Source organism: Peredibacter sp. HCB2-198 (assembly GCF_045999315.1).
GTDB lineage: Bacteria > Bdellovibrionota > Bacteriovoracia > Bacteriovoracales > Bacteriovoracaceae > Peredibacter.
In genome coordinates this window covers 1,211,240-1,236,280 of record NZ_CP174607.1, presented here as the reverse complement: position 1 = coordinate 1,236,280, position 25,041 = coordinate 1,211,240, and the positions used below count along the sequence as shown (strand labels likewise).

Below are 25,041 nucleotides of genomic sequence, written 5' to 3'. Positions count from 1 at the left end.
GTTCATCCTAAACTTTGAATGGAGTTTCGATGACTTAATGATACCAGATTTTCCCCAGCTTAGAGCAAAATGACGATTTTTACCTACTGATTAAGCAACTGCCAGGATCAACTACTTCTCTGAAGGACATGCCGTTCATGTCCGGCGCGGTGATGGTGGATTGATTAAAATTAGCGTAAGTAGCACCACACATTCCGTAAACGGTACCGACTCTAATGAAGAAAGTCGTTGTATCGTTGTATGCTTCATCACACTTATCTGTTGGAGGGGCCTTCATAGGAATGCTGATTCGATAACATGGCATTACTGGTTGTTCCCCGTCTTGGAACTCGTATTTCCATCCAATGTAGAACATCCCAAAGCGGTTCCAAGTCAGATGGTTTCCCGTAGGGTCCGGGCGAGGAATAGTAGAGTTATTCTGTACCCTATAATAAAAGTAGGCACGCGTGATCTTCTGTTGGTTGATGGAACCATTAATGGCGTTAGCAAAGCCGCTGATCACCGTATAGAGGGTGAACATCAGTGGCAAAAAAATGATAAGTTCGATCAGGGCCTGGCCTGATTCTTGATCATGCTCTTTCATTTAGCAACCATCGTCGAAAACTGTGATGTCATCGTTTAAAGAACAATTATCCCTTCCAGTAATCGCCTTACATGTTCTGATAAAACATTCTGCTCGCGTCGGTTCTTTTCCGAGGAATGATTCAGAAACATAATCAAGCTTACTCTGGCCGGCGATTTTACCTAATACATCAATACTCAAGCTAAAAACTGTAGATCCGCCCACCGTCAAATAAGTCGAAGCATCTGTTTGTCCGGCGGGATTGATCTTAAAACTGCCATCTGGAATTTTAAAAATCCCAAGAGCATAAGTATTGAATGTCTGACGTGCTCTTTCTTCAGCACCATTCAATGATCCTTGCGACGTACTCAAGTGAGAGTCGGCAGTAAGATACACTCGACTTGCCATAAAAGTCGCATAGTGAGCAAGGTAACCCGAAATGTAATTCATCGAAGAGTTAAAAATCATAAGAATCATACTCACCCCAAAAATGAAGGTGAAAATGAACTCGATGGTTGATTGGCCTTTTTGATTTTTAATTTTCATTGGTACGGATCTTTTGGACCAAAAAATCTTGTCCCACTATTTCTGGTGTCCTTGTATGAAGGATGTTCGGCCCCTTCCTTATTATCGGCCGCAATGTCGGCCTCACCTGTCCCATCTCCTTTAAAAAGAAAGGCGTGGCGATAAGCGAATTCACTGTCTTTTTTAATTTTAACTCCAAAGCCTCCCCCACTTCCGAATAATCTTTTGTAGGCGGCACTGTTATAAAACGTCAGCACGAGTGAAACTACCACGGCCAATAACAAAATATACTCAACCATGGTCTGGCCATGTTGGTTTTTTATCGCCATTGATTCACTCCCAGAATGATCCATGCGATCAAAATGACAGGAGCGTAACTAAAACGGGACTTAATGATTCCTTTAATTCCACTCCAATAGTGCCCAATAAAATAGGCCCGAATCTGGGCGAAATTTTTAATGACTTTCACACTTAGGAGAAAGGCACCTACCAGCATTGTGCTTAAAAGGAGTCGTTCAAAAAAACCAAGATGAAGTTCAACCGGGACGATGAGAAAAAGCGAAGCGAGATATTTTGAATCGCCTGCTCCCATAATATTCACCAGGAAGAGAAAAAAACCAATGACGACAAAGCCGACTGGAAACAAAAGGACTTCCCAATCTAGTGGATAGTAGTTTCGAAAAAAAATATGCAGGATGACTGAAAGAAAAACATTAAAAATCGCCCAGCGATTCGAGATCTTATGAGTCTTAAGATCCACCCAGGCAACTGCCACTAGCTGTATGAGAATGAGACCAAAGATAATCGGGCTCATGGAGCGGCCCCATAGGAGTTCTTATAGCCATTAAACCAGCAGTCTTTCTCACAAACACCGATTGTCAGGTGAGTTGATAGCACGTGTCCGACACCGCCCAAGGTATCACCGAAAAACTCAGTAAAACGATTGGTAAATTGGAAACCCAACATCACAGCGAAGGCCAGAATGAAAATGTATTCGACTGTGGCCTGACCACAGCTTTTGAGCGCTACCATCAGATTATGATAGCGAAGGGCCGGATAACCGTAAAGCTTCTAGAAACTGACTAGAAGCCTACGGGTTAGCGAAATCTGAGAAGTTGCTTTCATTTAAGACTGTACCAAGGATACCCCCGTTACCGTCTCCAGCCTCACCAAAGAGCTTCTTAACAATCGCACCTTTAAACTTAATAACGATCGTTGCAACCACAGCTACGAGTAGAATGTACTCTGTAGATGTCTGCCCCGTTTCGTCTTTAAGATAAGCGATCAGCTTGTCTTTCATAAATCCCCCTTAAAGGATACTTAAGTCTTATCGACCTTAGTCCTTAAAAACTTTAGCTCCTTTCGGTAATTCATAAACTAATTATAACACTTATCGTCACAAAACTGGCTTTTTTCCGTTTACTTTTACAAGTCAACGAATTTATTAGTCTTTTTTAGATATTTTAGAATAAATTTTGCTAACTTTGCCTCTCCTGATACCGCCAAAAATGGGTTATGATGAATATGGGTCTGGGACGAAGCCATAAAGTTTCGCCCCTACGATTTTATTTTCGGGAGCGGTCCCTGATCATGGTGTGCACGCTTGCCTGGCCCAGTATTGTGCCAGAATGTGAGAAGCCTAAAGTGATTACTAATTGCGCCCACCTAGTTTTCTAGGGGCGCGAAACCGTATTAAGCCTTCCCCCAGACCTTTCTTATTTTTCCCCTCGTACTTTCATTGATTTATCCTTGACGTTACTGGCCTAAAACCAAACAATTAAAGAATGGATACTATTAACGTCAATGATTACCAAAATGTTTCATGGATCGAATCTCTAGCACTTGAAGAAGTGAACATGGAGGAGTCCGGAATCATTCGTTTCAATGATCACTTAAACACCCAACAACTTCTGGAAGAGTCTTCACTGAATTTCGTGAATAAACTGAAAGATCGTTTTGAGTTTTATGTGGCCCTGTTCAATCAGTATCGCAGTAATCGAGACACTTCTCGTTCAATTAAAATTTTCCGCATTTCAAACACTGTGAATGACTTCATTCTTTTCAGAAATTCTCTGAAGTTGATTGTTGCTCGTCGTGCTCCAGATGTTGTGAGCATTGGTTTTCTTGCAAATAACGGTGGATTATTTTCCGCTCGTTTGGCGAATGAAAATCAATCTATTCACGCCATTCATGAGATCAAAGCTCATGTGGGCCCATTCAACACCATCTCTTGGAGATTCCAGGGTGAACCGGTTGAAGTGGAAGCTCTGGTGAAGTACTACCTCACAGAGTTCGTGAAACAATCATCTCGTTAATTTACGCGTTTAATCTTTTATAAGTAAGCATTAAAGACTCTTCGATCTTAGGCATCTGCACGCCCAGAATTTCTTCTATATTCGAAGTATCCATTCGGAAATGATGAGAAGTCTGAACCTTATTACCGTTTTTAGTGTCCGCTGGAAAAAGACCGACGGTCTTCTGAATAAGGCCCTCGTCCTTTTTAAAAATCTTGGCGTAGAGTTTTGCAAACTCGTAGCGAGTCATAGTGTCTTTACTCGTAATCTGCAATAAACGATTGGTGGTGCCTTTTGAAAGAGTCGCCTTAATGATTTTACCCAACAACTGCACATCTAAAAAACCAGTCACCACAGAATCATCTGCATACACCGGTTCATTCTTAGCAAAGGCAGATTGAAGAGACTCAAACCAGTTTGAGTGCTTAGGGTTATAGCCACGTCCATAAAGAGGAGCGCATCTGAAGATGAGATAATTTAAGCACGAGCGCTGGATATAAAACTCAGTTGTGGATAACGAGTTTCCATAGGCAGTGGTCGGAAAAGGTGTGTCTCCTTCACGATAAAGCGTGTCCTCTCCACCCAGAACATATCCCGAAGAAAGATAGATGAACTTAGAGCCATATCTTTCGGCCGCCACACAGCAGTTCACAGCACCTGCGGAGTTTAAAGCGTCTGCCTGCTTTGGATGCATCTGACATTCTTTTAAAGAACTCATTCCAGCAGTGTAAAGAGTAATGTCTGGACGAAAGATTCCAACCAGATTTGTAACGTAATCTTTTTTCAATACATCACAAGGAAGACAAGTGACTCCAGGAATACTGACAGGAGTAGTATGATAGGTTCCGATAATACGAAACTCGTCCTTCAAAGACTCTAGGAGATTTGAGCCAACGAAAGAGGACACTCCAAATATCAGGATGGTTTTCTTCATACCGTAAAGTTTATCGGAGATTTGATTTTAGACAAATAAAAATACCTTCCCCCATTCGGGGGAAGGTGTAGTAAGTGTGTGATTAGCCAATCAGCTTTAAAGCTGCGTTCGGGGCCTGGTTCGCTTGAGCTAGGACTGAAACACCGGCCTGAGTAAGAATGTTATTCTTGGCCATGTCGGCTGTTTCCGCCGCTACGTCTACATCACGAATCCTTGAGTTGGCGGCACTAAAGTTCTCTTCTGCAATCGCAATTGTGTTACTTGCAGATTGTAGTCGGTTCTGTAGGGCACCAAGGTTAGCGCGAGTCCCGTTAATTCGCACCAACGCATCGTCCAGCTTAGCGAGTGACAGCTGTGCGCTCTCTTTGCTTGCAATACCTTCGCCTGTAAGTGCGAGTGACTCGACAGTAGTGTCTGTTTCAGTTGAGTCGTACTTGATTCGATCTTGCATCGGATCGTTGTGAATCCCAACTTGAATTTCGACCATACCACCAGTTCCATCGAGAAGTTTTCTTCCGTTGAACTCTGTACCTTTTGAGATACGTTGAATCTCTTCGAGGAGATTCTGGAATTCAATGTTTGAAAACCCTCTCTCAGTGTCTCCCACAGTGTCAGAGGCGGCCTGGATAGAAAGCTCTCTGAGACGAATGATGATGTTAGATATCTCGTTGATTGCGCCTTCTGCTGTCTGAATGAGTGATACGCCGTCATCTGAGTTCCTTTTCGCTTGTCTGAGACCTCTGATATGAGCTTTTAGTTTTTCACTAATCGCCAATCCAGCTGCATCATCGGACGCACGAGTTATCCTTTCACCACTGGACATCTTCCTAAGGTTGTTGTCCAAGTTTTGCTTTGTAATTCCTAGAGCACGCTGAGCTGCAATGCTCGAGATATTCGTATTAATTCTTAATCCCATAATTTAGTCCTTCGTTGTCATAGTGAACCTCCATGTTCGTTTATGAGCTTCATGCTCAAATTGGTTGTTATTTTTTGAGTAAAAAAATCAACCTTAAAAACTGATTACTTCTCTACACACTCACTGCAAGGTTTTGCAGGATTTCGTTTTACGTCACTATTGGTATCGGCCTAGCTAAAGGCCGTTCTCAGGTTATCCCTGAGAAGCGGCATTAATAAGGCTAAGAGCGTTCGTCGTAGACTGGTTCGCTTGCGCCAATACTGAAGTACCTGCTTGCATTAGGATGTTCGTTCTAGTTAATTCAGAAGTCGCTGAAGCAATGTCCGCATCACGGATTCGAGAATTCGCAGCTGACAAGTTTTCATTCGAGATCTGGATGTTGTTAATGGTCGACTGAAGACGGTTTTGAAGAGCACCGAAGTCAGCGCGGATACCAGAAACGCTTTGGATCGCTTGGTCGATCGCTGCTAGTGAGTTCTGAGCAGAAATTTTGTCAGAAACAGAAGCAAGGTTAAGACCAAGAGCTGCCACGTTTACGTCTGCTGATGAAGCATCGAACGTCAAACGGTCAGATAAAGGGTCATTTCGTGTACCGATCTGGATATCAAACACAGATCCTGTACCGTTTAGAAGTGGAACGCGGTTAAACTCTGTTGAGTTTGCGATACGGTCAACCTCTGACATCAATTGCTCGAATTCAACGTTAAGGAACTTACGTTCTGTTGGCCCGATAGTATCAGAAGCGGCCTGTACTGCTAGTTCGCGAAGACGAATCATGATGTTCCCTACTTCCGCTAAAGCACCTTCAGCGATTTGTACTAGAGACACACCGTCTTGAGCGTTTCTTTCCGCTTGGCCTAGACCGCGGATTTGCGCTTTTAAGTTTTCAGAGATTGCTAGACCGGCAGCATCGTCACCAGCACGGTTAATACGCTGACCAGAAGATAGTTGCTCTAACACTTTCTGTTGAGCACCACGTGTTTGACCTAAGTTTCTTTGCGCGTTTAGCGACGAAACGTTAGTGTTAATCCTTAAACCCATAAATCCTCCTTGATTGGGTTCACTCTTACTCATTCCTTGAGGGAGTGATGAAAGACATTTGTGTCTCTCATGCAAAACTTTTCGACATCGCAGCAAAAGACTTGAGAATGGTTGTAAAAAAATTCGACATTTTTTGAAAAACGCGGTTAAATTATTGAAATCACGGAGTTTTTAGTATGGGCAAGATTTTCCCCTTATCAGAAAAGCCCTCATGTTTTGAGGCCACAGTTAAGTTGATTGAGAAGTCATTTCACTACAAAAGGCCAAATTCCTTTGAAATCGACTTCGCTCCTCTCATTGATAAGAGTAATCACAAGAATTGTTTCATCATGCTAGATGAGAATGAAAATGTGCTTGCTCATATTGGTGCTAAAGATCAGTTTCTCACTCTGGGGAATAAGCAATTTCCTATCACCATGTTAGGTGGAATTGCAGTTGATGAAGCTCGCAGAGGAGAAGGACATTTTCAAACTCTCCTGCAAGATGTTCTCGCCGAGAAGAGAAGTGATACCACTCTCTTTCTCCTCTGGAGTGATCTGGAAAAACTCTATAACAAATTTGGCTTTCACCTCTGTGGAAATCAATTCGAATACTCTTCAGAGAGAAAAGATACCCATTTCATTAAAACCAAATACAAACATCTCTCTGAATTAGAACAAAAAGAAATTCAAACTCTTTATAAAGAGTCGTTCGCTAAAACTTATCTGACACTAAATCGCAAAGAAGAAGATTGGAAACTGATTGAGAAAATTTCTTCAGCAGATCTCTTTATCAAAAAACACAATGGAAGGATCTCTCACTACTACTTCATGAATAAGGGCCAGGATCTTCCAGAAATCATCTATGAATATGGAACGAAAGAAGAGATGAGTCCCTTCTTAAAAGAGATAGGCAGTTACGGTAAGGTCTGGATGGGGAAACCACTGGTAGACACTGAAAGCCTTCAGTATCAGTTCTTCATGACTCCAGGGGATTTAAGACTCTTTACCGAGTTCACCCTCGCCTTCACTGATAATAAAGTCAGTATTCGCAATATCAACGTCATGAAACAAGAAGTGTACTTTGATTATAATGAGGAGCTTTTAGGACTGGACCTGGATGAATTTTTGCGAGGACTCTTTGGGCCAGGGACATTTGAAGAGATTGAGATGCCGGCGATTTTTCTATCAGGACTTGATAGTATTTAAAATAAAAAGGCCCGGTCTGACCGGGCCCTACTTCTTAGTTACAAGCAGTAACTTTGATTCCGAAATTACAAGTATAGGTCTTTTTGAGTTCTTTGATGGCAAGCATTTCTGCTTCAACCTGATTACGTCCACGAGCACCTGCAGAGTATCTCTCGTCCCCACGTCCGTTTACATCTGAACAAGCAACAGTACAGTAGTTCATTTGAGCTTCACCACGGAAAGCTTCGCACTTATAGGTCTTCACCCCGAAGTTACAAGAATAAGTTTTGTGAGTTAGTTGTTTTGCCAGCATTTCAGCTTCAAGTTGAGTTGGAGCTGATGCAGCTTCCATGTAACGAGTGTCAATCCGAGAATTCACATCGTAACAGCCGGCCACGCAATAAAATTGTTGGTAACCACGGCCTTCAAGCTCGTCGATACGAATCTGTAATAGACGGTTTTGTTCAGTCAGACGGTAATTTTCCTGGCGAAGGTATTCAACTTCTCCATAACCACCACCCGTGCCTTGCTCACATGAAGCAAGACGAGCAGTTAGATCTCTTACTTGAAAACGAAGTCTATCGTTCTGAGCGCGGCACTGAGAAAGAGCGTCAGCTTGTGCGAAAACTGAAAGGCTAGAAACTAGAAGAGCAAGAATCATTACGAATTTCATTTAATTTTCCTCGTTATAGGTCTTACAGCAGTCATATCAACGAGAAACCGCAGTGAAAATACAAGATGAGAAAATGTCAGAAATAGTGCTGGCTAGAACTTCCGGAGCATCGCTATCCGGATCATAAGGTAACCACCAAAGGCCCAAAAGATCCAAGTTAAGAGTGGAACGTCATAAATGCTAAGGACATTAACGTTTCTCACAAATAAAGCGCCGCAGAGAATAAAGATACAGGCCATAAGAGAAAGGCCCAAACTATAGAGAGAACGGTTAAGACCCTTGGATAATTTATCCAGATCGCGGATTCTAAGCTCGAGGGAATAATTATTCTGTGAGATCTCTTTTAAAAACCATTTTAGGTGTTTCGGAACAATTCGAAGAGACGTCACCACGTCCTTCGCCACCCACATCAGCTCTTCCTGGGCGTTCTTTTTCGAGAGAAGCTCAGATACCAAATTAGGAAGATCTTTCTCCAAGACCTTGAAGATGTTGAGATCCATTCCAATAGACTTACCTACTCCATCCAAAGTCATAAGAGCGCGGAAAATGATAAACCACTCACGCGGAAGATAAAGCTCATGTTTACTCAACGTTCGAATTAGATTTCGAACCAGTTCCGTCATATTGGTTTCTTTTACACTAAGACCAATATAAGGCGAGATGGAATCTTTGATATCTCGAATAAGCTCTTCATGATCCGGCACTGATTCGTACTCGGCCACATCCAGAAACTCATAAACGAGATTATCAAAGTTATAAGTGATAACGGCGTAAAGAATGGAAATAAGATTGGCACGGTTCTTTTTGCTCAAAGTTCCCATCAAACCGAAATCAATGATTCCGATTTTGCGATTCTCGAGGACAAAAAAGTTTCCACCATGAAGGTCAGCGTGAAAGAAACCATCTGCCAAAAGCGTATGGGTAAAGAGCTCAATACTCTTCTCAAGCTTCTCCACCATGTCCGGACCAAGTTCTTCCATCGAACGGAACTCATTAAAAGGTTTCCCCTCTAAATATTCCAAAACCAGAACTTCTTCTGTGGTGAATTCGCGATAAACTTTCGGAACCACCAGATATTGATCTTTATCAATCAATTCCAGATTTTTTCGAAGGCGCTCACAATTCTGGGCCTCAATCATGAAATTGAGTTCGTTCTGAGTGCTTTTGAAAAAATCAGAAATCATCTTCGACATGCCCAGGAACTTGATCTCAGATGAGACCTTTTCAAGTTTCTGAACGATAAAAAGAAGAATTTCAAAATCAGTATGAATGAGTTTGGAGATTCCGGGACGACGAACCTTCACTACGACTTTCTGACCATTGTGAAGTTGCGCTTTGTACACGACTCCGATAGATGCAGTGCCAATCGCCACTTCATCCACTGTGAGGAAGATATCACTCAGGCGTTTTCCAAGGTTGTCCTCAATGACTTTTTGAGCAGTTTCAAAAGGAATGCCTTTTACTTTATTCTGCAGAAGCTTTAGCTCTCGAATGAGGGCCGGATCAAGAATATCTTCACGGGTCGCCATAAGCTGACCCAGCTTAATAAAACTTGGTCCCAGTTCTTCAAAACTTTTACGAAGTTGTTCTCCAAAGACCTGCCACCACTCTTCGTTGGACATGTCTTCACTTCGTAATTCAGAGACTCGCGCTGGAAGTACAAAGCCGGGAATAACTTTATCGAGGCCGGATTTGATGATGAGTTCAGAGAAGCCGTGACGACTTAATACAGTAAGAATCTCACGAAAACGTGACACGTTTTTGATCGTTTTGGAAATTCCTATACTTGTCTTAATTAAGTCCATAATTACAAGGTCGCTTTTTATTTTATGGTAAGTTAAAATGCCCGTAGAACCAAAGTTACTAAGTAGAGAACTAATTTACCCATGTTAAAGCTGACTGTTTTGATTTCATATCTTCTTGCGACCCAACTCGTTTGGGCGGCAGAGACGTGCAGTCGAGTGGCAACCATTAATTACCAAGAGGTCTTAGTGGATGTCAGTAGCAATAACAAGGGAGAGGGATTGCGCTATTATCTCGAGAAAGACGAGGTGGCCAAAGGGCTTCTGGATGAATACCAGGCCAACAACCGTTCAACTTGGAAAAGTGCGGCCATGAGTACTTTAGGTACTGTCATGATCCTTGGTAGTCTTATGCGTCCGAATGATGGAGAAAACGAATCTTTTACGAGTAAAAACTTTCTTCTTTTTGGCGGCGCAGGCTTAATTGCCGTCAGTTACTTGATTTCTAGAACTGAGAGCTACAACAATGAGTATTTACTTTCCAAGTCGGTTGAAGAATATAACAAGCGCAATACCCCGAAGATTTATTTCTCTCCGGTGGGCGAGAAAAATGGAATGGGCCTAGGTGTTGGGGTAGGCCAGGAGTTTTAAGTGTCACTAACTTGTTATAAATGCGGGAAACCGCTTTCAGATACATTCAAAATCATGGTTGGAAGAAGAGATGTATGTCCTTCTTGCAATACCGACCTTCGCTGCTGCAAAATGTGTCAGTTTTATGATCCCAAGGCCTATAACGAGTGCCGGGAAACGTCTGCTGATCGCGTCCAGGATAAAGAGAAGGCTAACTTTTGTGATTATTTTAAGATAGGCTCTCCTGGTAGTAATCCAGATAAAGAACGACAAGATGCCCTGGCAAAGGCCGCGGCCCTGTTTAAGAAGTAGTTGAAGGAAGAGTATGAGCGATTGTCCAATGACATTAAAAGGCAAAAAACTTTTGGAAGATGAGCTTAGTCATCTGATCAGAGTTGAGCGCGAACAAGTAAAACAAGCAATTTCTGAGGCCCGCGAACTTGGCGACTTAAAAGAAAATGCTGAGTATGCTGCTGCCAAAGAACGTCAATCAATCATTGAAGGTCGTATTCTAGACGTGCAAAGTAAAATTGCGCGCGCGCGTGTAATCGATGTAGCGACTCTCAACACAGATAAAATCGTATTCGGTGCAACTGTGACTATTTTTGATAACCAAAAAGAAACGACGATGACTTATCAGATCGTGGGCGAAGATGAGGCCATGACTGATCCAAAGAAAATTTCATACAACTCTCCCCTTGGCCGTGCTTTGATCGGTAAAGAGAACGGAGATGAAGTCATTGTTAAGGCCCCTAAAGGTGATCTGACTTATGAGGTCCAAGACGTTAAGTACAGCTAATCTAAGCTGGCTTTCACCGGTAAGCGATCTCGCCAAAGGAAAAAAGCCCTCTCCTACAATTGAAAAATTGGAAGAAGTAGGGCTTTCGACTCTCCAGGATCTTTTATGGATCCTTCCTCTGAGAATTCACAAAATGCCGTCGGTTCAACCGTTTCGAGAAGCGGTGATGAATCAATTTTTCAAGGGCTCAGGAAAAGTCATTCATGTTGAAGTGAAACCGGCCTTTGGTCGCCGTGGACGTGGGAATATTCTTCTTTATAACGGCTACGTGGTTCTAAAAGATCATCACTCATCAGAAACTCTGGGACTTCGTTGGTTCAATCTTTATCCCAATCAGAAAAAACAAATTGAAGGTCTAGAGAGCATCACATTCCTGGGACAAATGCAGGAATTTAAAGCGCAGAAACAAATCATCAATCCCCAAATTATTGTGAATGATGAGGGAAGCTCTGAGTACATTCTTGAATATCCAACCGTTAACAAAATCGCAGGAAATCATTTAAAGAAAGTTTTTGATCTGGTTCCCCCTACTCTGTGGCAGAACATTCCACAGACTCTTCCGGAGCTTGGTTATGACTCAAAAATGAGCCTGGGTGATGCCTTCAAAGTTATTCATGGAAGAATTCCTGCTGCTAGTTTTGATTTAAAGAAGAAAGATGCGGCCGAAGAACGTCTTATTTACGAAGAGTTTTTAATCGACCAGTTAAAGATTCAGACCCGTCGTAAATATATAAAACGCAAAGACGCTCCGGTGATTGCACTTGAACCGAATAAAGTGAACGATCTGGTTAAGCACCTGCCGTTTGAACTCACGACAGATCAGTTGAAGGTCTTTGAAGAAATCGTGAAAGACTTCAAATCTGGTCATCCCATGATGAGAATGGTTCAAGGTGACGTGGGCTGCGGAAAAACAATTGTGGCGTGGCTTGCTGCGAGAGTCGCCAATAAATGCGGTTTTCAAGTGGGAATGATGTGTCCAACTGAGGCCCTCGCAACTCAGCACTACAATTCTTTTAAAGAACTGAATCCAGCGCTTAATATCGAACTGCTTTTAGGTTCAACCAAGGCAAAAGAGAAGAAAGCGATTCTAGCAAGGCTTGCCAGCGGTGAAACTGAAATCGTGGTGGGCACTCATGCTCTCTTCCAGGATTCAGTGGTGTTTAAAAAACTGGGTCTCGCCATCATTGATGAACAACATAAATTCGGAGTGGAACAACGTCTGCGCTTAGTGGCCAAAGGCGAAGGCACTCATAGTTTAATCATGACTGCGACTCCGATTCCCAGAACCCTTTCTCTGGCCCAATACGGTGATCTGGATATTTCTTCGATCAAGATGATGCCGGCTGGACGAAAAGGTATCAAAACTCGCATCACTGAAAAAGTGAATTACGGGAAGTATGTGGAGTTTGTGAAAAGTCGCCTGATGCTGGGTGAGCAGGCCTACTTTGTGTTTCCAGCCATTGATGAATCTGAGACTCTTGATCTTCAGAACGTGAAAGAAAGTCTTAAGCGTTATCAAGAAACGTTTAAAGGTTTCCGAGTGGAAATGCTTCACGGACAAATGAAGCCGGAAGAAAAAGACCAAGTGGTACAGGCCTTTCGTGAGAAGAAAGTAAATATTCTGGTTTCGACCAGTGTGATTGAAGTTGGGATCAACGTTCCCAATGCCACCATCATGAGTATCTATAATCCTGAGCGCTTCGGACTCTCCTCGCTTCACCAGTTAAGAGGTCGCGTGGGCCGTGGTGATAAGCCCGGCTTTTGCTTCTTGGTGCTTGATAAGGAGGTCTCACCCGAGGCCCATCAACGCTTGGAAGTCATCGAAAAGAACCTGGATGGATTTGTCATCGCTGAAGAAGACCTAAAGTTCCGCGGCGAAGGTGATCTTTTTGGAGTAGATCAATCAGGAACAACAACCAGCAAAAAACTCGCGAATTTCCTTACTCATACCGCTATTTTAGAGAGAGTGGTGGCCGATGTTGAACGTCTGCAACAGACCCATCCGGAACTCCTTGCTCCTCATTTTGAAAGACTCGCAAAAGATCAGAAAATCCTCGATACTATCTAGGTATGATTCAAATCGAAATCACCCAAAGCCCAGATTTAAATGTCGTCTCGACTTTTAAGTATTATCAAAACCAGATTTATCTGGGAGCAAGTACTGGCGACCTTTGGATCAAGGACAATGAACTCTCCGCCTCCCACGTCATGCTGGAAGTGATTGGCAATGAACTTCTCATTCATCCTCAGCGAGGAGTGGAGTTTTATCTCATTAATGGGAAGCGGGCCTCAGTCATTCGAAAATTAAAACCAAATGATCAAATTCTCATTGGGAAAACGACTTTTAAAGTCCTTGCATTTGAGGACACTGTTCGTGATAGTAAAAAAAATATTCTGAATAAAAAACTTTCTCAGTTGGTTGATACTAACTCTCCTCGCCTTCCGGTGATTGAGAGCCTAACGAGAAAGATGAAATAGTATGTTTAAAAACAGTGACGCCAATTTTTTCCGAACTCCTGACCATGAACAGATCTTCTTCGTGAAGAACTTCACAAAGATTGATCCATCAAAACCGGTTTTGGTTTTTAACTATGGTTTGGTGTGCAGTAATCATCACTGGAAATTTCAAACTGAATACTTTGATAATCTAGGTTATCAAATCTTGATACACGATTATCGCGGTCACTTCCAATCAACCGGTGCGGCCGATGTAAAAAAGATCACTTTTCAACAAATGGCAAAAGATGTTCATGACCTTTGTGAGTTTCTGGGCATTCATAAGGCCTTGATGCTTGGCCACAGTATGGGCGTGAATGTTTGCCTGCAACTGGCAAAAGATTATCCGTCACTTGTGAGTGGCATGGTGTTAATCTCAGGAACTTTCATTAACGTCAAAGACGTGATGTTTGATTCCAATCTGATGGAATTCATCACTCCCTTCTTGAATCTTGGAATGGAAAAGTATCCAGGTGTGTTTAATAAGATTTGGAGCACGGGTGGGATGAATCCTGTTGTTAGAGAAATTATCCACGCCACTGGGTTCAATAAAGCGAAAGTTTCAAAAGAGTTCATCGAAATTTATCTTAATCGCGTGGGACAACTTGGAGCTGAGGTTTTCTTTCAGCTCTTTAATGAGATGACTCGCCAAAATATCACAGGAAATTTAGAACAGATGACGATGCCGGCCTTGGTCATGGGCGGCCATAAAGATAATGTGATTCCCAACCACGTGCAAAGAACGCTTGCGACTCTACTTCCCAATGCTGAGACCTACTTTATGAAAGACGGCTCTCACGTTCCCCAGGCAGATTATCCGTCCATGGTGAATGAGCGCATTGATCTTTTCATTAAGCAAAATCTTAATCGACTTTAATGTTATTCAGTTCAATGATCGGACGGAAAATACGTTTCATCGCTGAACGAAGCTGAGACTTTTTGTACTCATTATGTGAGGCCTCACCCTGAGTATTTTTCAGGTGGCTTTCATAATCAGTAATCTGAACCTCGAACGGATAGAAGAAACGCACGTCACGAGAAATGGCCGAAGTATCTAGATGCAAAAGCGCTTGAGAAACCGGATTCTCACGATCTTTCAAAGCCTGCTTTCTGACTTCATTGAATGAGGCCATAAACGGGTTACGATACTTGATCAGTTGTCGGCCCGTGAAATGAATCGCGCGATACTCTTCAGAAGTATGGCGGTTATCATGATGAGATTTCGAAGTCGGGCAATCATCAATCAAGGCGTTCAAACGTTGATAGAAAACATCTTCCGGCATGTTATTACGAATCGCCTCTTTATAGAGTGAGAACATGCGTGTTCGGAGGCGTGGTAAATCAACCAAAGTGTTTTGCGAACGACTTGGTTTGATATTGTTAATCATGATCACGTGATTGCGGTGAAGAAACTTAATCACTCGAAGAGCATCAAGCTTATTGTACGTGATTATTCTCACCCCAATCCTATCAAACAGCTCTTCTGCCACGTTCTCTTGCTTGTGAAGAAGTTTAATCACAATGGAATCACGGGTCTTTTTCGCTTTCGTCTGAAAATCGTACAGAGGAATAGAAGTTCCAGAGTCGTTTTTCAAAAACAAACGGTTCTGCTCATCACGATGAGTGAACTTATAAAAACGATCGAAGATCTGCTGCTGAATGGTTGAGAAGTAACGATAACGAAGATCTTTATCGGTGTGGAGAAGGGTATGCATGACCTTCAACACGGCACCGGCCCAAAGCTCTTCATCTTTTTTAAGTTTCACAGATGAGTGCCCGGTCGCGGCCAGGAAAAGCTCAGAAATATTAGTGATCGTAAAAAGGTAGTTTGGCACACGAAGGTCCAGACCTTCAGGGTTTCCTTCTTTTAAGAAGTAGCGCTTAATGAATTGAATCGCTTCCTGGAAAATTCCAAAAAGCTCAGCGCTTTCAACCGGGTCCGAAATATCGAAGCCATAACCATTGAGGAAATTGGCCACCTGGCTTTTATCGCCAAGTTCAGTGAAGTAGTTGGTGGCATCTAGTGATGATTTACCACTACAAACGACATCAAATGTTTCCCAGTTGAATCCATAATCAGCAAGGTAGCTTGGACGTTGGGTCATATTTTGCCAATCTCTCGAATCACGTTTAAAGTTTTAGAAAAGGCAAACTAACGTAAATATTATGAAAGAGCAAAAAATTCAGGGCCCTTCCATTCCGACAGTCCTCTTCTTATCTTGGTTTTACACCGGAAAATCTCCAAAGGCCCCAGGGACTATTGGAAGCTTAGCAACGATTCCCTTAATTTATCTCCTTCATTACCTACAAATAAACATTTATAGTTTGATCGCACTCATTGCTACACTTTTTGTGGCCGCGGTCGTGGTGACAGAGAAGGTGCAACAAAAGTATCACCTGCATGACCCACAATGGATTGTGATTGATGAAGTGATTGGCATGCTCATCACTTGGGCCTTCGCCATGACAGTCGACTTTCCTACCCTCTTTCTTGTCTTCGGAAGTTTTCGTTTCTTCGACATTGTAAAAATCTGGCCCGCCTCTTATTTCGATCGTATGAAACATGGTTTTGGAACCATCACTGACGATGCTGTGAGTGGAATTTATGCGGGAATTTTTACCTTCATCCTCCAGAAATTTATTTAACTCAAGGCATTAAAAAGCTAAGTATTTCAAATTCTTAACTATCCGTAATTTTTCCGTAAAATTTGCAGGAAAAGCGTTGTCGAAAACGAAGGGCGATGTTAGCTTCAAATGTATAACACACACCTTCATAACTGTTATTTAGAGGGAGAAACTCATGTCATTGAATCACGTGAACACGACAGACGCTGCGAACAAAAAGAAAGCTCTAGACCTAGCGCTTTCAACAATTGAAAAGCAATTCGGTAAAGGTGCGATCATGCGCCTGGATACTGCTGAAGCTGCTGAGAAAGTTCCTGCGATCTCAACTGGATCTCTAGGAATCGACCTTGCTTTAGGTGTGGGTGGTATTCCTCAAGGCCGTATCATCGAAATCTACGGACCTGAATCTTCTGGTAAAACAACTCTAACTCTTCACATCGCTTCTGAATGTCAGAAAGCTGGTGGAACTGTTGCTTTCATCGATGCTGAGCATGCGCTTGATACTGTTTACGCTGCTAAGCTTGGTGTTGATATCCCTAATACTCTTATCTCTCAGCCAGATTCTGGTGAACAAGCTCTAGAAATCACAGATATGCTTGTTCGTTCAGGCGCGGTTAACCTACTTATCGTAGACTCAGTTGCCGCTCTAACTCCGAAAGCTGAACTTGAAGGCGACATGGGTGACTCTCACATGGGTCTACAAGCTCGTCTTATGTCCCAAGCTCTTCGTAAGCTAACTGGTTCAATCGCTCGTTCGAACTGTACAGTTATCTTCATTAACCAGCTTCGTATGAAGATCGGTGTTATGTTCGGTAACCCAGAAACAACGACTGGTGGTAACGCTCTTAAATTCTACGCTTCAGTTCGTATGGACATCCGTCGTACTGGTGCTCTTAAAGACGGTGAAGAAGTTATCGGTAACCGTACAAAAGTTAAAATCGTTAAGAACAAAGTTGCTCCTCCTTTCCGTGAAGTTGAATTCGACATCATGTACGGCGCTGGTATCTCAAAAGAAGGCGATCTTCTTGATGTTGCCGCTAATGAAGGCATCGTAGAGAAAGCCGGTGCTTGGTACTCTTACAACAACCAAAAAGTTGGTCAGGGTCGCGAAGCTTCAAAAGAGTTCTTAAGAAACAATCCTGAAATGATGGCCGAAATCCGTCAGAAGGTTCTTGCTAAGCACGGAATCGCTAAAGGTGATACATCAAACGTTGATATGGCGACTGGTGAAATCAAAGAAGAGAAAGCAGCTCCTGCTAAAAAAACAGTTAAGCAATAAAGAATAAAGGGGCTCGAAAGAGCCCCTTTTACTTTCTCCAGAGAAAGTGAGGCCATGATGGCCGAACTTGTCTGCATTAGCAGCCCGAAGGGTCTCGAAGCAGGATGCGGAGAGAACAAAGTGAAGCTTAAGATGACCGATCTAGAACAACTCCGTAAACAAATCTCAGAAGCTAAGGGCACTTCAGTTATCGCTGAAGAGGCCGGCGATGCACGCAGGATTTACAACTACTGCATTCATCTTCTCGCACGCCAGGATTACTCTGAGTACAAGCTTCGTCAGAAACTCCGCTCTAAGCCCCAAAATCTCCCGCACATGATCGACGAAGTCATCCCGAAGCTCAAAGAGCGCGGACTTCTTCGTGAAGAAAGCTATCGCCGTTTATTTATTCGTAAATGGATGATGAAAGGTGAATCTGAAGACAAGATCCGCAGAAGAGGCGCTCAGGAGAAGCTAGAATTCAATTCAGAAGAGTTTCGTATGGTGGAACAAGAACTGGGCTTCACAGATGAAGAGTCGATTGAAAAGCTTGTGGCGAAAAAACTTCGCTCTAAGGCCATTCCCACTAACCCGCTTGAGAAACAAAAACTTCGAGACAAGGTTTTAAGGTTCCTCATCTCGAAGGGTCATGATTTTAGTGATGCGAAGAAAGCGATTAATCAGTATTTCGGAAACCAATCAACCGCAGACTTTGAATAATTACTTACCAACGAACGATGCGTTTTGATTGATGAAATTAATCATAATGTTTGAGAAATCCACAACCATTTGAGGGTTGTGCTGCTGATTGCGGTATTTATTTCCAAACTCAATCAAATTACCCATGAGGGCGCGGAATATAAGACGGCGAGATTCATCAAGGGCCGCCTGACGAGCAGCTTGCTCCTGAAGATAAAGGCCTCTTTCCACCTGAGCATTGATCACGCTTAGAGGAACACCTAGCATATCCAATGTTCTAATAAATCGGTTGAATTCAGAGTTAACACTTTCATGTGTAAGTCTTCCAGTACGAGCGGCCATTACAATTCGGTTAATATGAGCAATCGTTTTGGCCGCATTTTCATCACCAGCTTTAAAGCTTGCAATCATCGCTCTTTCAACTTCTACACTAAGTGTATTATCAGCGATAATTGGGCCGCCTACTTCACTCATTTCATCATCTGTAAGTGGTACTAGCGCACTAAAAGCATTAAATGAAACAGTAAGAGTAAGTAGAACCAGAAGTGATGATACTTTCATGATTTTCCCTTTTGTGATTTGAACTTATGGGAAGTCTAAATGGAATATGGGCAGGCCTGAAGCCATCAGGTCTATAAATTCAAAGGGTGTTGAATTTTTTGACACCCGAAATGTGTTTATCTTTTAGACAGTGTATGTACTTTCTTCACTTCTCATTCTGGAAACAGGTACTTAGATCCGTAAAACTTGGCATTCACCTTGCTCTATTAAGGGCAAGGGGAATGATTATGAACTTCAATAAAAAGAATAAGACAATTGCACTAGCTACCTTAGGACTTTTCGTTCTTGTTGGTTGTTACAACGCTGTTGTGATTAATTCAGAATCTCACCTGAATGGTTCAGAAGCTAAATTCGTAAAGCGTCTGGACGAAGTTTACGGTGTGACAATTGAAGGTCGTAAAATCGCCGCTGAATCTAACTGGCAGAAACTAACTCCATCTAAAGTAATGCCTCAAAAAGTTGAAGCTGCAGTAGTTGCTGCTGCTTCAAAAACTGAATCTAACTACGTTCCAACTGCTGCTGAAATCGTTGAAGAAGCGGCCGCAGTTCAAGACGATCTAACTCTGACTTTAGTAGAAGTTATTAATCCAAAGAAATACCAACAGGGTCTAACTAATACTCAATTCTCAGGTTCACTTGCCTCAAATAACGGCGTGATTGAGTCTCTAGCTGTATCACTACCAAACGGTGAAGGTGTTTCAGTTTCATTCTCAGAAATGACTGGAAACGTATTTGAATACGACATGAATGGCGAAAAATATTCGGGCATGATGTATCAAGTTGATCAGCATGCTTATATGGTTACTCTTACAAATGGTCCACTTGAAGGCACGCGTCTACGTTTCTCAACTGAAACTCCTGCTGTTGAACAGCAGCAAACTCAAGAAACTCTTGCTCAGAACAACAATGTTGAAGTTGGTAGCTTCGGTGACGCACCTTCAGACGTTTCTTACGATGCGGCCATGCAACAAGAATCAACTGATGCTCAAGGGTTTAAACTGTAAGTCTGACTCTCCACTCATTTACACCTAAGAACTGATTCTCCTATAAGGTTTTGACTTCAATCTCGAAGTAACCCCACAGGAGAATCTCTCATGAAAACTCTCGCTTTGGTCTTCGGTCTTGCCCTCTCAGTCACTTCTGCTTTTGCTCAGGTCTATAGTGACTCTCAAGATCTTCCTCGTGAACACAGCAACTTTCGTTTGTCTGATGCCACTTATTGGTTAGTTCCAACTAGAACTGAGGTTGTGCGCATCCCAGGTTGTCGTGAAGACGGCGAGGCCTCACGGATCTGTACTGAAACTCGCGTGCTTGAAAGTAAGGCGGTAGTAAAAGTTGAAGTGGAGTACCGAGATGGAATTCATCCACATCACGAAAATCGTGGTCGTGCCTGGACTTATTTTTATCTGGATACGGCCAAGTTTCCGGAAGCAGACATCGCCAGACTGGCGGCGAACACTAGTCTCTGGGATTTCTCAGGGAGAAAATTCCGTGCTCGTAAGGCCTTTGTACAAAAACACCTTCAGCTAACTGCCAAGAAAGAACCTCGTACCATTCAAGTCGTGGACGTTCGTAATTCACGCCTGTGCCCAGTAGGAGAATCGGGTCAACCACAACCGGGTTGTGTAGAAGATATCCAATACCGTCCGGCCACAACCATCGTGAACGCACTTAAAATCACTATTAAGTAAGCCAGAGTGCCGGCCTAAAAAACCGGCACCTTTTTTTCCTCTCTTGGCACGCCGCACTCGTGATATCCTTTTTGGGCACTTTTTAACTCTCAAGAGGACCCTATGCGCGCCCAAGAAATCCGTAATGCTTTTTCAAATTATTTCATCCGGAATGGCCACGACAAACACAAGTCATCTAGCCTTGCTCCCCATAATGATCCAACTATTCTTTTCGCCAACGCGGGAATGAACCAATTCAAGGATTACTTCACGGGTAAAGCGGTTCCTTCACACCGTCGTGCTGTGACCATTCAAAAATGTGTTCGCGCTGGTGGTAAACATAACGATCTAGAAAACGTGGGCTTCACGGCCCGTCACCACACATTCTTTGAAATGCTTGGTAACTTTTCTTTCGGTGATTATTTTAAAAAAGACGCCATCAAGTTTGCTTGGGAACTTCTCACAGTTGATCTGAAAATTCCTAAGGACAAACTTCTTGTGACTGTTCACGACTCAGATGATGAAGCACTTGAGATCTGGAACAAAGATATGGGTGTTCCTCGTGAGCGTATTTTCAAACTGGGTGATAAATCAAACTTCTGGGAAATGGGTGACGTTGGCCCTTGTGGTCCTTGTACAGAAATTTTCTATGATCACGGTCCTGCTCGTTCTACAGGTGTTCCGGCCGGTCATCAGGAAATTGATGATGAAGGTCGCTACGTTGAAATCTGGAACCTTGTATTCATGCAATTTGAAAAATACAAAGATGGTAACGAGATTAAGCGCAAGCCTCTTCCAAAACCATCAGTTGATACAGGTGCGGGTCTAGAGCGTGTGGCCGCAGTTCTTCAAGGTAAATACTTCAACTACGATACAGATATCTTTGAACCAATCATGAAAGCGATTGGTAAACTAACAGGCAAAGACTACTACACTACGAAGTCTGAAGATGAAAAAGCTTCATTCCGTGTGGTGGCCGACCACATTCGTTCTTGTACGATGCTTATCACTGATGGTGTTATTCCATCCAATGATGGTCGCGGTTATGTTCTTCGTCGTATTATTCGTCGAGCTGTTCGTCACCTTTCACTTCTTGGTTTGAAAGACATTTCTTTCTATAAACTCGTTCCAGCTGTTGTCGAGTCTCTGGGTGAAGAATATCCAGATAACGCTCACAACGCCGCTCTTGCAGAAAAACTTCTAAAACTTGAAGAAGAAAAATTCCGTAAGACACTTGATACGGGTCTTGCTCTCATTAATGAAGAGCTTGGCAAACTTAAGGCCGGCCAAAAACTTCCAGGGGACGTTGCCTTCAAGCTTTACGACACATTCGGTTTCCCACTTGATCTAACTGAAGTGATCCTGCGTGAAAAGAACCTTGAGCTAGACAGCAAAGGTTTCGAAGAAGCAATGGCAAAACAAAAAGAACTTTCAAAGAAGAGCTCTAAATTTAAAGTTCAAGAAGATAATGTAAAAGTTTTCTACGGCATCAAAGAAAAATTTGGTGCGACGAACTTCACGGGCTACGAAGAAGTAACTGGTAACGCGAAACTTCTCGCAAAAGAAGAAATCGACGGTCAGTTCTATCTCGTGTTCGATAAAACTCCTTTCTACGGCGAAGGCGGTGGTCAGGTTGGAGATAAAGGTGAGATTGATTCGAAAGAAGGTAAACTTGCCACCATCACTGATACGCAAAAGCCAGTTGATGGTCTTCACGTTCACATCTCTTCAGATGCTGACGCTCTGGTAGTTGGTGAAAGCTATACACTTAAAGTAAATCACGAGGAGCGCGAGCTTACAAAACGTAACCACTCTGCGACCCACTTACTTCAATCTGCCTTGATTAAGGTTCTAGGGCCTCACGTAAAACAAGCAGGGTCTTCAGTAGGTCCGGATCGTCTACGTTTTGACTTCACTCACAACGAAGCTCTTAAACCAGAAGAACTTCTACAAGTTGAAGAACTCGTGAACTCAGCAGTTGCTTCATCATTAAAAGTTACGGCCAGCCATATGTCGAAAGACGAAGCGACGAAGAAAGGTGCGATGGCACTTTTCGGTGAGAAGTATGGTGATGAAGTACGCGTGCTTCAAATGGGAGATTTCTCAGTTGAGCTTTGCGGAGGTACTCACGTTTCGAACACTGGTGAAATTGGTCTCTTCAAAATCATCGTTGAAACTTCTCTTGCTTCAGGTGTTCGTCGTATTGAGGCGATCACTTCAACGACTGCGATTAACTATCTTCTGAACCGTTCTAAGATTCTTGCCGAAGTTGAGAAGAACTTCGCGGTGAAAGAAGAACGAGTGCTAGAGAAACTAACTGCTCTATTCGCGGACGTTAAAGATAAATCTAAACAGATTGAAACATTGAACGATAAAGTTCAAAGCTTTGAGTCTCAGAACCTCTTTAAAGACAAACAAGATATTAAAGGTGGACTGACTCTTACAATTGCGAAGGCCGCCTCTGCTGACCAGGGTAACATGAGAAAACTGGGTGACATCTTCGTTGAGAAGTTCCCTCAAGGCGTGTTGTTCCTTTACGCAATTGAAGGCGACAAGGTTTCATTCATTATGAAGACCAATCGTGCGAACTCTTCGGTTAACTGTTCCGACATTCTGAAAAGTGTAATGCCAATCGTGAATGGTCGTGGCGGTGGTAAGCCGGACAACGCTCAAGGTTCAGGTGACGCTGCAAAGACTCAGGAACTTATCAAGGCCATCGAAGGAGCTCTTAAGTGAAATTTCTCTTTCTAGCTCTCGCTCTGGCCCTAGTTGGTTGCACCAAGAGCAAGAACAAGTCGGATCGTATTGAGATTTCTATCCCAAGTGATATCTCCACTCTCGATCCAGCGAACTGCTTTGACCAAGTTTGCTATATGGCGGTGACACCTGTTTATGAAACACTGTACGAGTATGAATATCATAAGCGTCCCTATACTCTCCGTCCGCTTCTGGCGGAAGGGATGCCGATGGTCTCAAAAGACCGTCTTCGTTACACATTCAAACTTAAAAAAGGCATTAAGTATCACAAGTCTGAATTCGTGTCTGAAGGTCGCGAAGTTAAGGCCCGTGATATTGTAAACCAAATTAAGCGCCTGGCCTTTCATGGCACCCGCTCGCAAGGCTGGTGGCTCTTTGATAACAAGATCAAAGGCATTAACGAGTTTCGCGATAAAGTTGGGACTGATCTGGATTTGATGTTTAAGACTGAGATCTCAGGAGTGACTGCTCCGGATGATTACACCCTCGTAGTAGATCTTATTCGTCCGTATCCACAGCTTCTTTTTGCTATGGCGATGAACTTCACTTCTCCGGTTCCGGAAGAAGCGATTCGTGCCACTAACAATGATTTATCTTTAAAGAGCATTGGGACCGGTGCTTACTACATCACCAACTACAACTCTGCTCAGGAAGTTGTTCTTAAAAAGAACGCCAACTACATCACAAGTGTTTATCCATCTCAGGGTGACCGCTATGCCCATGAGAACGGTTTGTTGAAAGATGCCGGTAAGAAACTTCCTTTCGTAGAAAATGTTCGCCTAGTAGTGATTAAAGAAGCCCAAACTGATTGGTTGAACTTCATGGGGAAAAAGATTGATATCGTGAACCTCACGAAAGATCACTTCCCACTGGCACTGACTCTGGATGGAAAACTTAAGCCAGAAATTATTGAACAAAAAATTCAACTCTACGCCGCTCCAACTCTGACCTACTGGTGGTTATCTTTTAATATGAAGGACCCCATTATTGGTAAAAACTTAAATCTGAGAAAGGCCATTGCTCACGGTGTGAATAACGACAAGTTCATTGAGCTTTTCACTTACAACATCGCTCAGAAGGCAAACTCGATTTATCCTCCAGGAGTTCCAGGCTACTCTCCTTCGGCGGAAGTACCATTTAAGTACGACGTAAAGCTTGCCAAGGAATATCTTGCCAAGGCAGGTTATCCAGAAGGTAAAGGTCTTCCTACACTGAAGTACGATGTGCGTGGAACCGATTCACGTAAACGTCAGATGGGAGAATTCATTCAACAAGAACTTCGTCCATTAGGGATTAACATCGAAGTTCGCACCAATACTTTTCCTGCCTTCCTCGAGAAGTCTCGGAATGGTGAATTGCAATTTTGGCAAGGTGGCTGGATCTTAGATTACCCAGATGCAGAGAACGTTCTTCAACTTCTCACAACGGCAAATTTACCTCCAGGACCAAACTCTTCTCAATTCTCTAACCCGGAATTTGATAAGCTCTTCCTTCAAGTAAGAGAATTAGAAGACGGTGAGAAAAAATTCGCGCTTATGAAAAAGATGGAAGAAATTGTGAACCAGGAACTCCCATGGGCCATGCAGTACTATTCACGAAACTATGTGCTCTTTCATAAGTATCTGAAGAACTATCGTTACTCAGACATCATCAACAATAACTTTAAGTACCTAAGATTAGAGGGCAAATAGTC

28 protein-coding genes and 1 other RNA gene are annotated in these 25,041 nt (G+C 42.9%); 16 read left to right on the top strand and 13 right to left on the bottom strand.

All coding sequences use genetic code 11. The features are described 5' to 3' along the window. Positions 1-79: 79 nt before the first annotated feature. Genes ACJVC5_RS06325 through ACJVC5_RS06300 form a run of 6 tightly spaced genes read right to left on the bottom strand, consistent with a single transcriptional unit; the run spans position 80 to position 2,387 of the window. Positions 80-583, bottom strand: coding sequence for a hypothetical protein (locus ACJVC5_RS06325; protein WP_408098526.1), 504 nt, complete (start codon positions 581-583; stop codon positions 80-82). After that, positions 584-1,108, bottom strand: coding sequence for a hypothetical protein (locus ACJVC5_RS06320; RefSeq protein ID WP_408098524.1), 525 nt, complete (start codon positions 1,106-1,108; stop codon positions 584-586). Continuing rightward, positions 1,105-1,416: a hypothetical protein gene (locus ACJVC5_RS06315; RefSeq protein WP_408098523.1), complete on the bottom strand. Its 312-nt coding sequence runs from the start codon at positions 1,414-1,416 to the stop codon at positions 1,105-1,107. Before ACJVC5_RS06315 ends, ACJVC5_RS06320 begins: the two co-directional genes overlap by 4 nt. Next, positions 1,407-1,901 (bottom strand): prepilin peptidase, encoded by a 495-nt coding sequence (locus tag ACJVC5_RS06310; protein WP_408098522.1) that lies wholly within the window; start codon positions 1,899-1,901, stop codon positions 1,407-1,409. Before ACJVC5_RS06310 ends, ACJVC5_RS06315 begins: the two co-directional genes overlap by 10 nt. Continuing rightward, on the bottom strand, positions 1,898-2,119 hold the full coding sequence (locus ACJVC5_RS06305; protein ID WP_408098521.1) for a hypothetical protein: 222 nt from the start codon (positions 2,117-2,119) through the stop codon (positions 1,898-1,900). Before ACJVC5_RS06305 ends, ACJVC5_RS06310 begins: the two co-directional genes overlap by 4 nt. Positions 2,120-2,177: 58 nt before the next feature. Next, the gene (locus ACJVC5_RS06300) at positions 2,178-2,387 is read right to left on the bottom strand and encodes a Flp family type IVb pilin (RefSeq protein ID WP_408098520.1); all 210 of its coding nucleotides are present in this window, start codon (positions 2,385-2,387) and stop codon (positions 2,178-2,180) included. 224 nt (positions 2,388-2,611) lie between these two features. Here ACJVC5_RS06300 and ssrS point away from each other — a divergent pair. Together ssrS and ACJVC5_RS06290 are read left to right on the top strand one after the other, a co-directional pair. Further along, a non-coding RNA gene (gene ssrS / locus ACJVC5_RS06295) (6S RNA) lies at positions 2,612-2,802 on the top strand. 69 nt (positions 2,803-2,871) lie between these two features. Further along, positions 2,872-3,402 (top strand): hypothetical protein, encoded by a 531-nt coding sequence (locus tag ACJVC5_RS06290; protein ID WP_321396345.1) that lies wholly within the window; start codon positions 2,872-2,874, stop codon positions 3,400-3,402. 1 nt (position 3,403) lies between these two features. On the opposite strand, the gene ACJVC5_RS06285 is transcribed toward ACJVC5_RS06290, so the two are convergent. The 3 genes from ACJVC5_RS06285 to ACJVC5_RS06275 form a co-directional block, all read right to left on the bottom strand. Further along, complete coding sequence (locus tag ACJVC5_RS06285) at positions 3,404-4,315, bottom strand: SDR family oxidoreductase (protein ID WP_408098519.1); 912 nt, start codon at positions 4,313-4,315, stop codon at positions 3,404-3,406. Between the two features lie 82 nt (positions 4,316-4,397). After that, positions 4,398-5,231 carry a flagellin gene (locus tag ACJVC5_RS06280; RefSeq protein WP_408098518.1) on the bottom strand — a complete coding sequence of 278 codons (834 nt, stop codon included), beginning with the start codon at positions 5,229-5,231 and terminating at the stop codon, positions 4,398-4,400. A 192-nt stretch (positions 5,232-5,423) separates the two neighbouring features. Beyond that, positions 5,424-6,272 (bottom strand): flagellin, encoded by an 849-nt coding sequence (locus ACJVC5_RS06275; protein ID WP_321396336.1) that lies wholly within the window; start codon positions 6,270-6,272, stop codon positions 5,424-5,426. A gap of 176 nt (positions 6,273-6,448) precedes the next feature. Between ACJVC5_RS06275 and ACJVC5_RS06270 the strand changes: the two genes are divergently transcribed. Continuing rightward, positions 6,449-7,459 carry a GNAT family N-acetyltransferase gene (locus ACJVC5_RS06270; RefSeq protein WP_408098517.1) on the top strand — a complete coding sequence of 337 codons (1,011 nt, stop codon included), beginning with the start codon at positions 6,449-6,451 and terminating at the stop codon, positions 7,457-7,459. A gap of 34 nt (positions 7,460-7,493) precedes the next feature. Here ACJVC5_RS06270 and ACJVC5_RS06265 read toward each other — a convergent pair whose 3' ends face one another. Together ACJVC5_RS06265 and ACJVC5_RS06260 are read right to left on the bottom strand one after the other, a co-directional pair. Then, the gene (locus tag ACJVC5_RS06265) at positions 7,494-8,111 is read right to left on the bottom strand and encodes a hypothetical protein (protein ID WP_408098516.1); all 618 of its coding nucleotides are present in this window, start codon (positions 8,109-8,111) and stop codon (positions 7,494-7,496) included. 92 nt (positions 8,112-8,203) lie between these two features. Then, positions 8,204-9,868 (bottom strand): ABC1 kinase family protein, encoded by a 1,665-nt coding sequence (locus ACJVC5_RS06260; protein WP_408098515.1) that lies wholly within the window; start codon positions 9,866-9,868, stop codon positions 8,204-8,206. A gap of 129 nt (positions 9,869-9,997) precedes the next feature. Between ACJVC5_RS06260 and ACJVC5_RS06255 the strand changes: the two genes are divergently transcribed. Genes ACJVC5_RS06255 through ACJVC5_RS06230 form a run of 6 tightly spaced genes read left to right on the top strand, consistent with a single transcriptional unit; the run spans position 9,998 to position 14,655 of the window. After that, entirely contained in the window at positions 9,998-10,504 is a 507-nt protein-coding gene (locus ACJVC5_RS06255) for a hypothetical protein (protein ID WP_408098514.1), read from the top strand. Beyond that, the gene (locus tag ACJVC5_RS06250) at positions 10,505-10,795 is read left to right on the top strand and encodes a hypothetical protein (protein ID WP_408098513.1); all 291 of its coding nucleotides are present in this window, start codon (positions 10,505-10,507) and stop codon (positions 10,793-10,795) included. Between the two features lie 13 nt (positions 10,796-10,808). Continuing rightward, entirely contained in the window at positions 10,809-11,282 is a 474-nt protein-coding gene (gene greA / locus ACJVC5_RS06245) for a transcription elongation factor GreA (RefSeq protein ID WP_408098512.1), read from the top strand. Beyond that, on the top strand, positions 11,254-13,350 hold the full coding sequence (locus ACJVC5_RS06240) for an ATP-dependent DNA helicase RecG (protein ID WP_408098510.1): 2,097 nt from the start codon (positions 11,254-11,256) through the stop codon (positions 13,348-13,350). Before greA ends, ACJVC5_RS06240 begins: the two co-directional genes overlap by 29 nt. Positions 13,351-13,352: 2 nt before the next feature. Next, entirely contained in the window at positions 13,353-13,760 is a 408-nt protein-coding gene (locus ACJVC5_RS06235; RefSeq protein WP_408098509.1) for a hypothetical protein, read from the top strand. Between the two features lies 1 nt (position 13,761). Next, positions 13,762-14,655 carry an alpha/beta fold hydrolase gene (locus ACJVC5_RS06230; RefSeq protein WP_408098508.1) on the top strand — a complete coding sequence of 298 codons (894 nt, stop codon included), beginning with the start codon at positions 13,762-13,764 and terminating at the stop codon, positions 14,653-14,655. On the opposite strand, the gene ACJVC5_RS06225 is transcribed toward ACJVC5_RS06230, so the two are convergent. Further along, positions 14,642-15,883 carry a TIGR04552 family protein gene (locus ACJVC5_RS06225; protein ID WP_408098507.1) on the bottom strand — a complete coding sequence of 414 codons (1,242 nt, stop codon included), beginning with the start codon at positions 15,881-15,883 and terminating at the stop codon, positions 14,642-14,644. The two genes, ACJVC5_RS06230 and ACJVC5_RS06225, sit on opposite strands and share 14 nt — an antisense overlap. Positions 15,884-15,944: 61 nt before the next feature. Here ACJVC5_RS06225 and ACJVC5_RS06220 point away from each other — a divergent pair, with 61 nt between their 5' ends. The 3 genes from ACJVC5_RS06220 (at position 15,945) to ACJVC5_RS06210 (ending at position 18,381) form a co-directional block, all read left to right on the top strand. Beyond that, positions 15,945-16,424 carry a phosphatidylglycerophosphatase A family protein gene (locus ACJVC5_RS06220; protein WP_408098506.1) on the top strand — a complete coding sequence of 160 codons (480 nt, stop codon included), beginning with the start codon at positions 15,945-15,947 and terminating at the stop codon, positions 16,422-16,424. Between the two features lie 154 nt (positions 16,425-16,578). Continuing rightward, positions 16,579-17,682: a recombinase RecA gene (gene recA, locus ACJVC5_RS06215; RefSeq protein ID WP_408098505.1), complete on the top strand. Its 1,104-nt coding sequence runs from the start codon at positions 16,579-16,581 to the stop codon at positions 17,680-17,682. Between the two features lie 54 nt (positions 17,683-17,736). Continuing rightward, the gene (locus ACJVC5_RS06210) at positions 17,737-18,381 is read left to right on the top strand and encodes a regulatory protein RecX (protein WP_408098504.1); all 645 of its coding nucleotides are present in this window, start codon (positions 17,737-17,739) and stop codon (positions 18,379-18,381) included. Here ACJVC5_RS06210 and ACJVC5_RS06205 read toward each other — a convergent pair whose 3' ends face one another. Next, positions 18,382-18,921 (bottom strand): hypothetical protein, encoded by a 540-nt coding sequence (locus ACJVC5_RS06205; protein ID WP_408098503.1) that lies wholly within the window; start codon positions 18,919-18,921, stop codon positions 18,382-18,384. Between the two features lie 227 nt (positions 18,922-19,148). Between ACJVC5_RS06205 and ACJVC5_RS06200 the strand changes: the two genes are divergently transcribed. From ACJVC5_RS06200 to ACJVC5_RS06185, 4 genes are all read left to right on the top strand, one after another. Continuing rightward, a complete protein-coding gene (locus ACJVC5_RS06200; RefSeq protein WP_408098502.1) occupies positions 19,149-19,925 on the top strand; it encodes a hypothetical protein in 777 nt (258 codons plus the stop codon). Between the two features lie 90 nt (positions 19,926-20,015). Beyond that, entirely contained in the window at positions 20,016-20,612 is a 597-nt protein-coding gene (locus tag ACJVC5_RS06195) for a hypothetical protein (RefSeq protein ID WP_408098501.1), read from the top strand. A 102-nt stretch (positions 20,613-20,714) separates the two neighbouring features. Beyond that, the gene (gene alaS / locus ACJVC5_RS06190; RefSeq protein WP_408098500.1) at positions 20,715-23,327 is read left to right on the top strand and encodes an alanine--tRNA ligase; all 2,613 of its coding nucleotides are present in this window, start codon (positions 20,715-20,717) and stop codon (positions 23,325-23,327) included. Further along, positions 23,324-25,039, top strand: a complete 1,716-nt coding sequence (locus tag ACJVC5_RS06185) for an ABC transporter substrate-binding protein (protein WP_408098499.1) — start codon at positions 23,324-23,326, stop codon at positions 25,037-25,039. The genes alaS and ACJVC5_RS06185 overlap by 4 nt, the downstream gene beginning before the upstream one ends. The last annotated feature ends 2 nt before the right edge of the window (positions 25,040-25,041 follow it).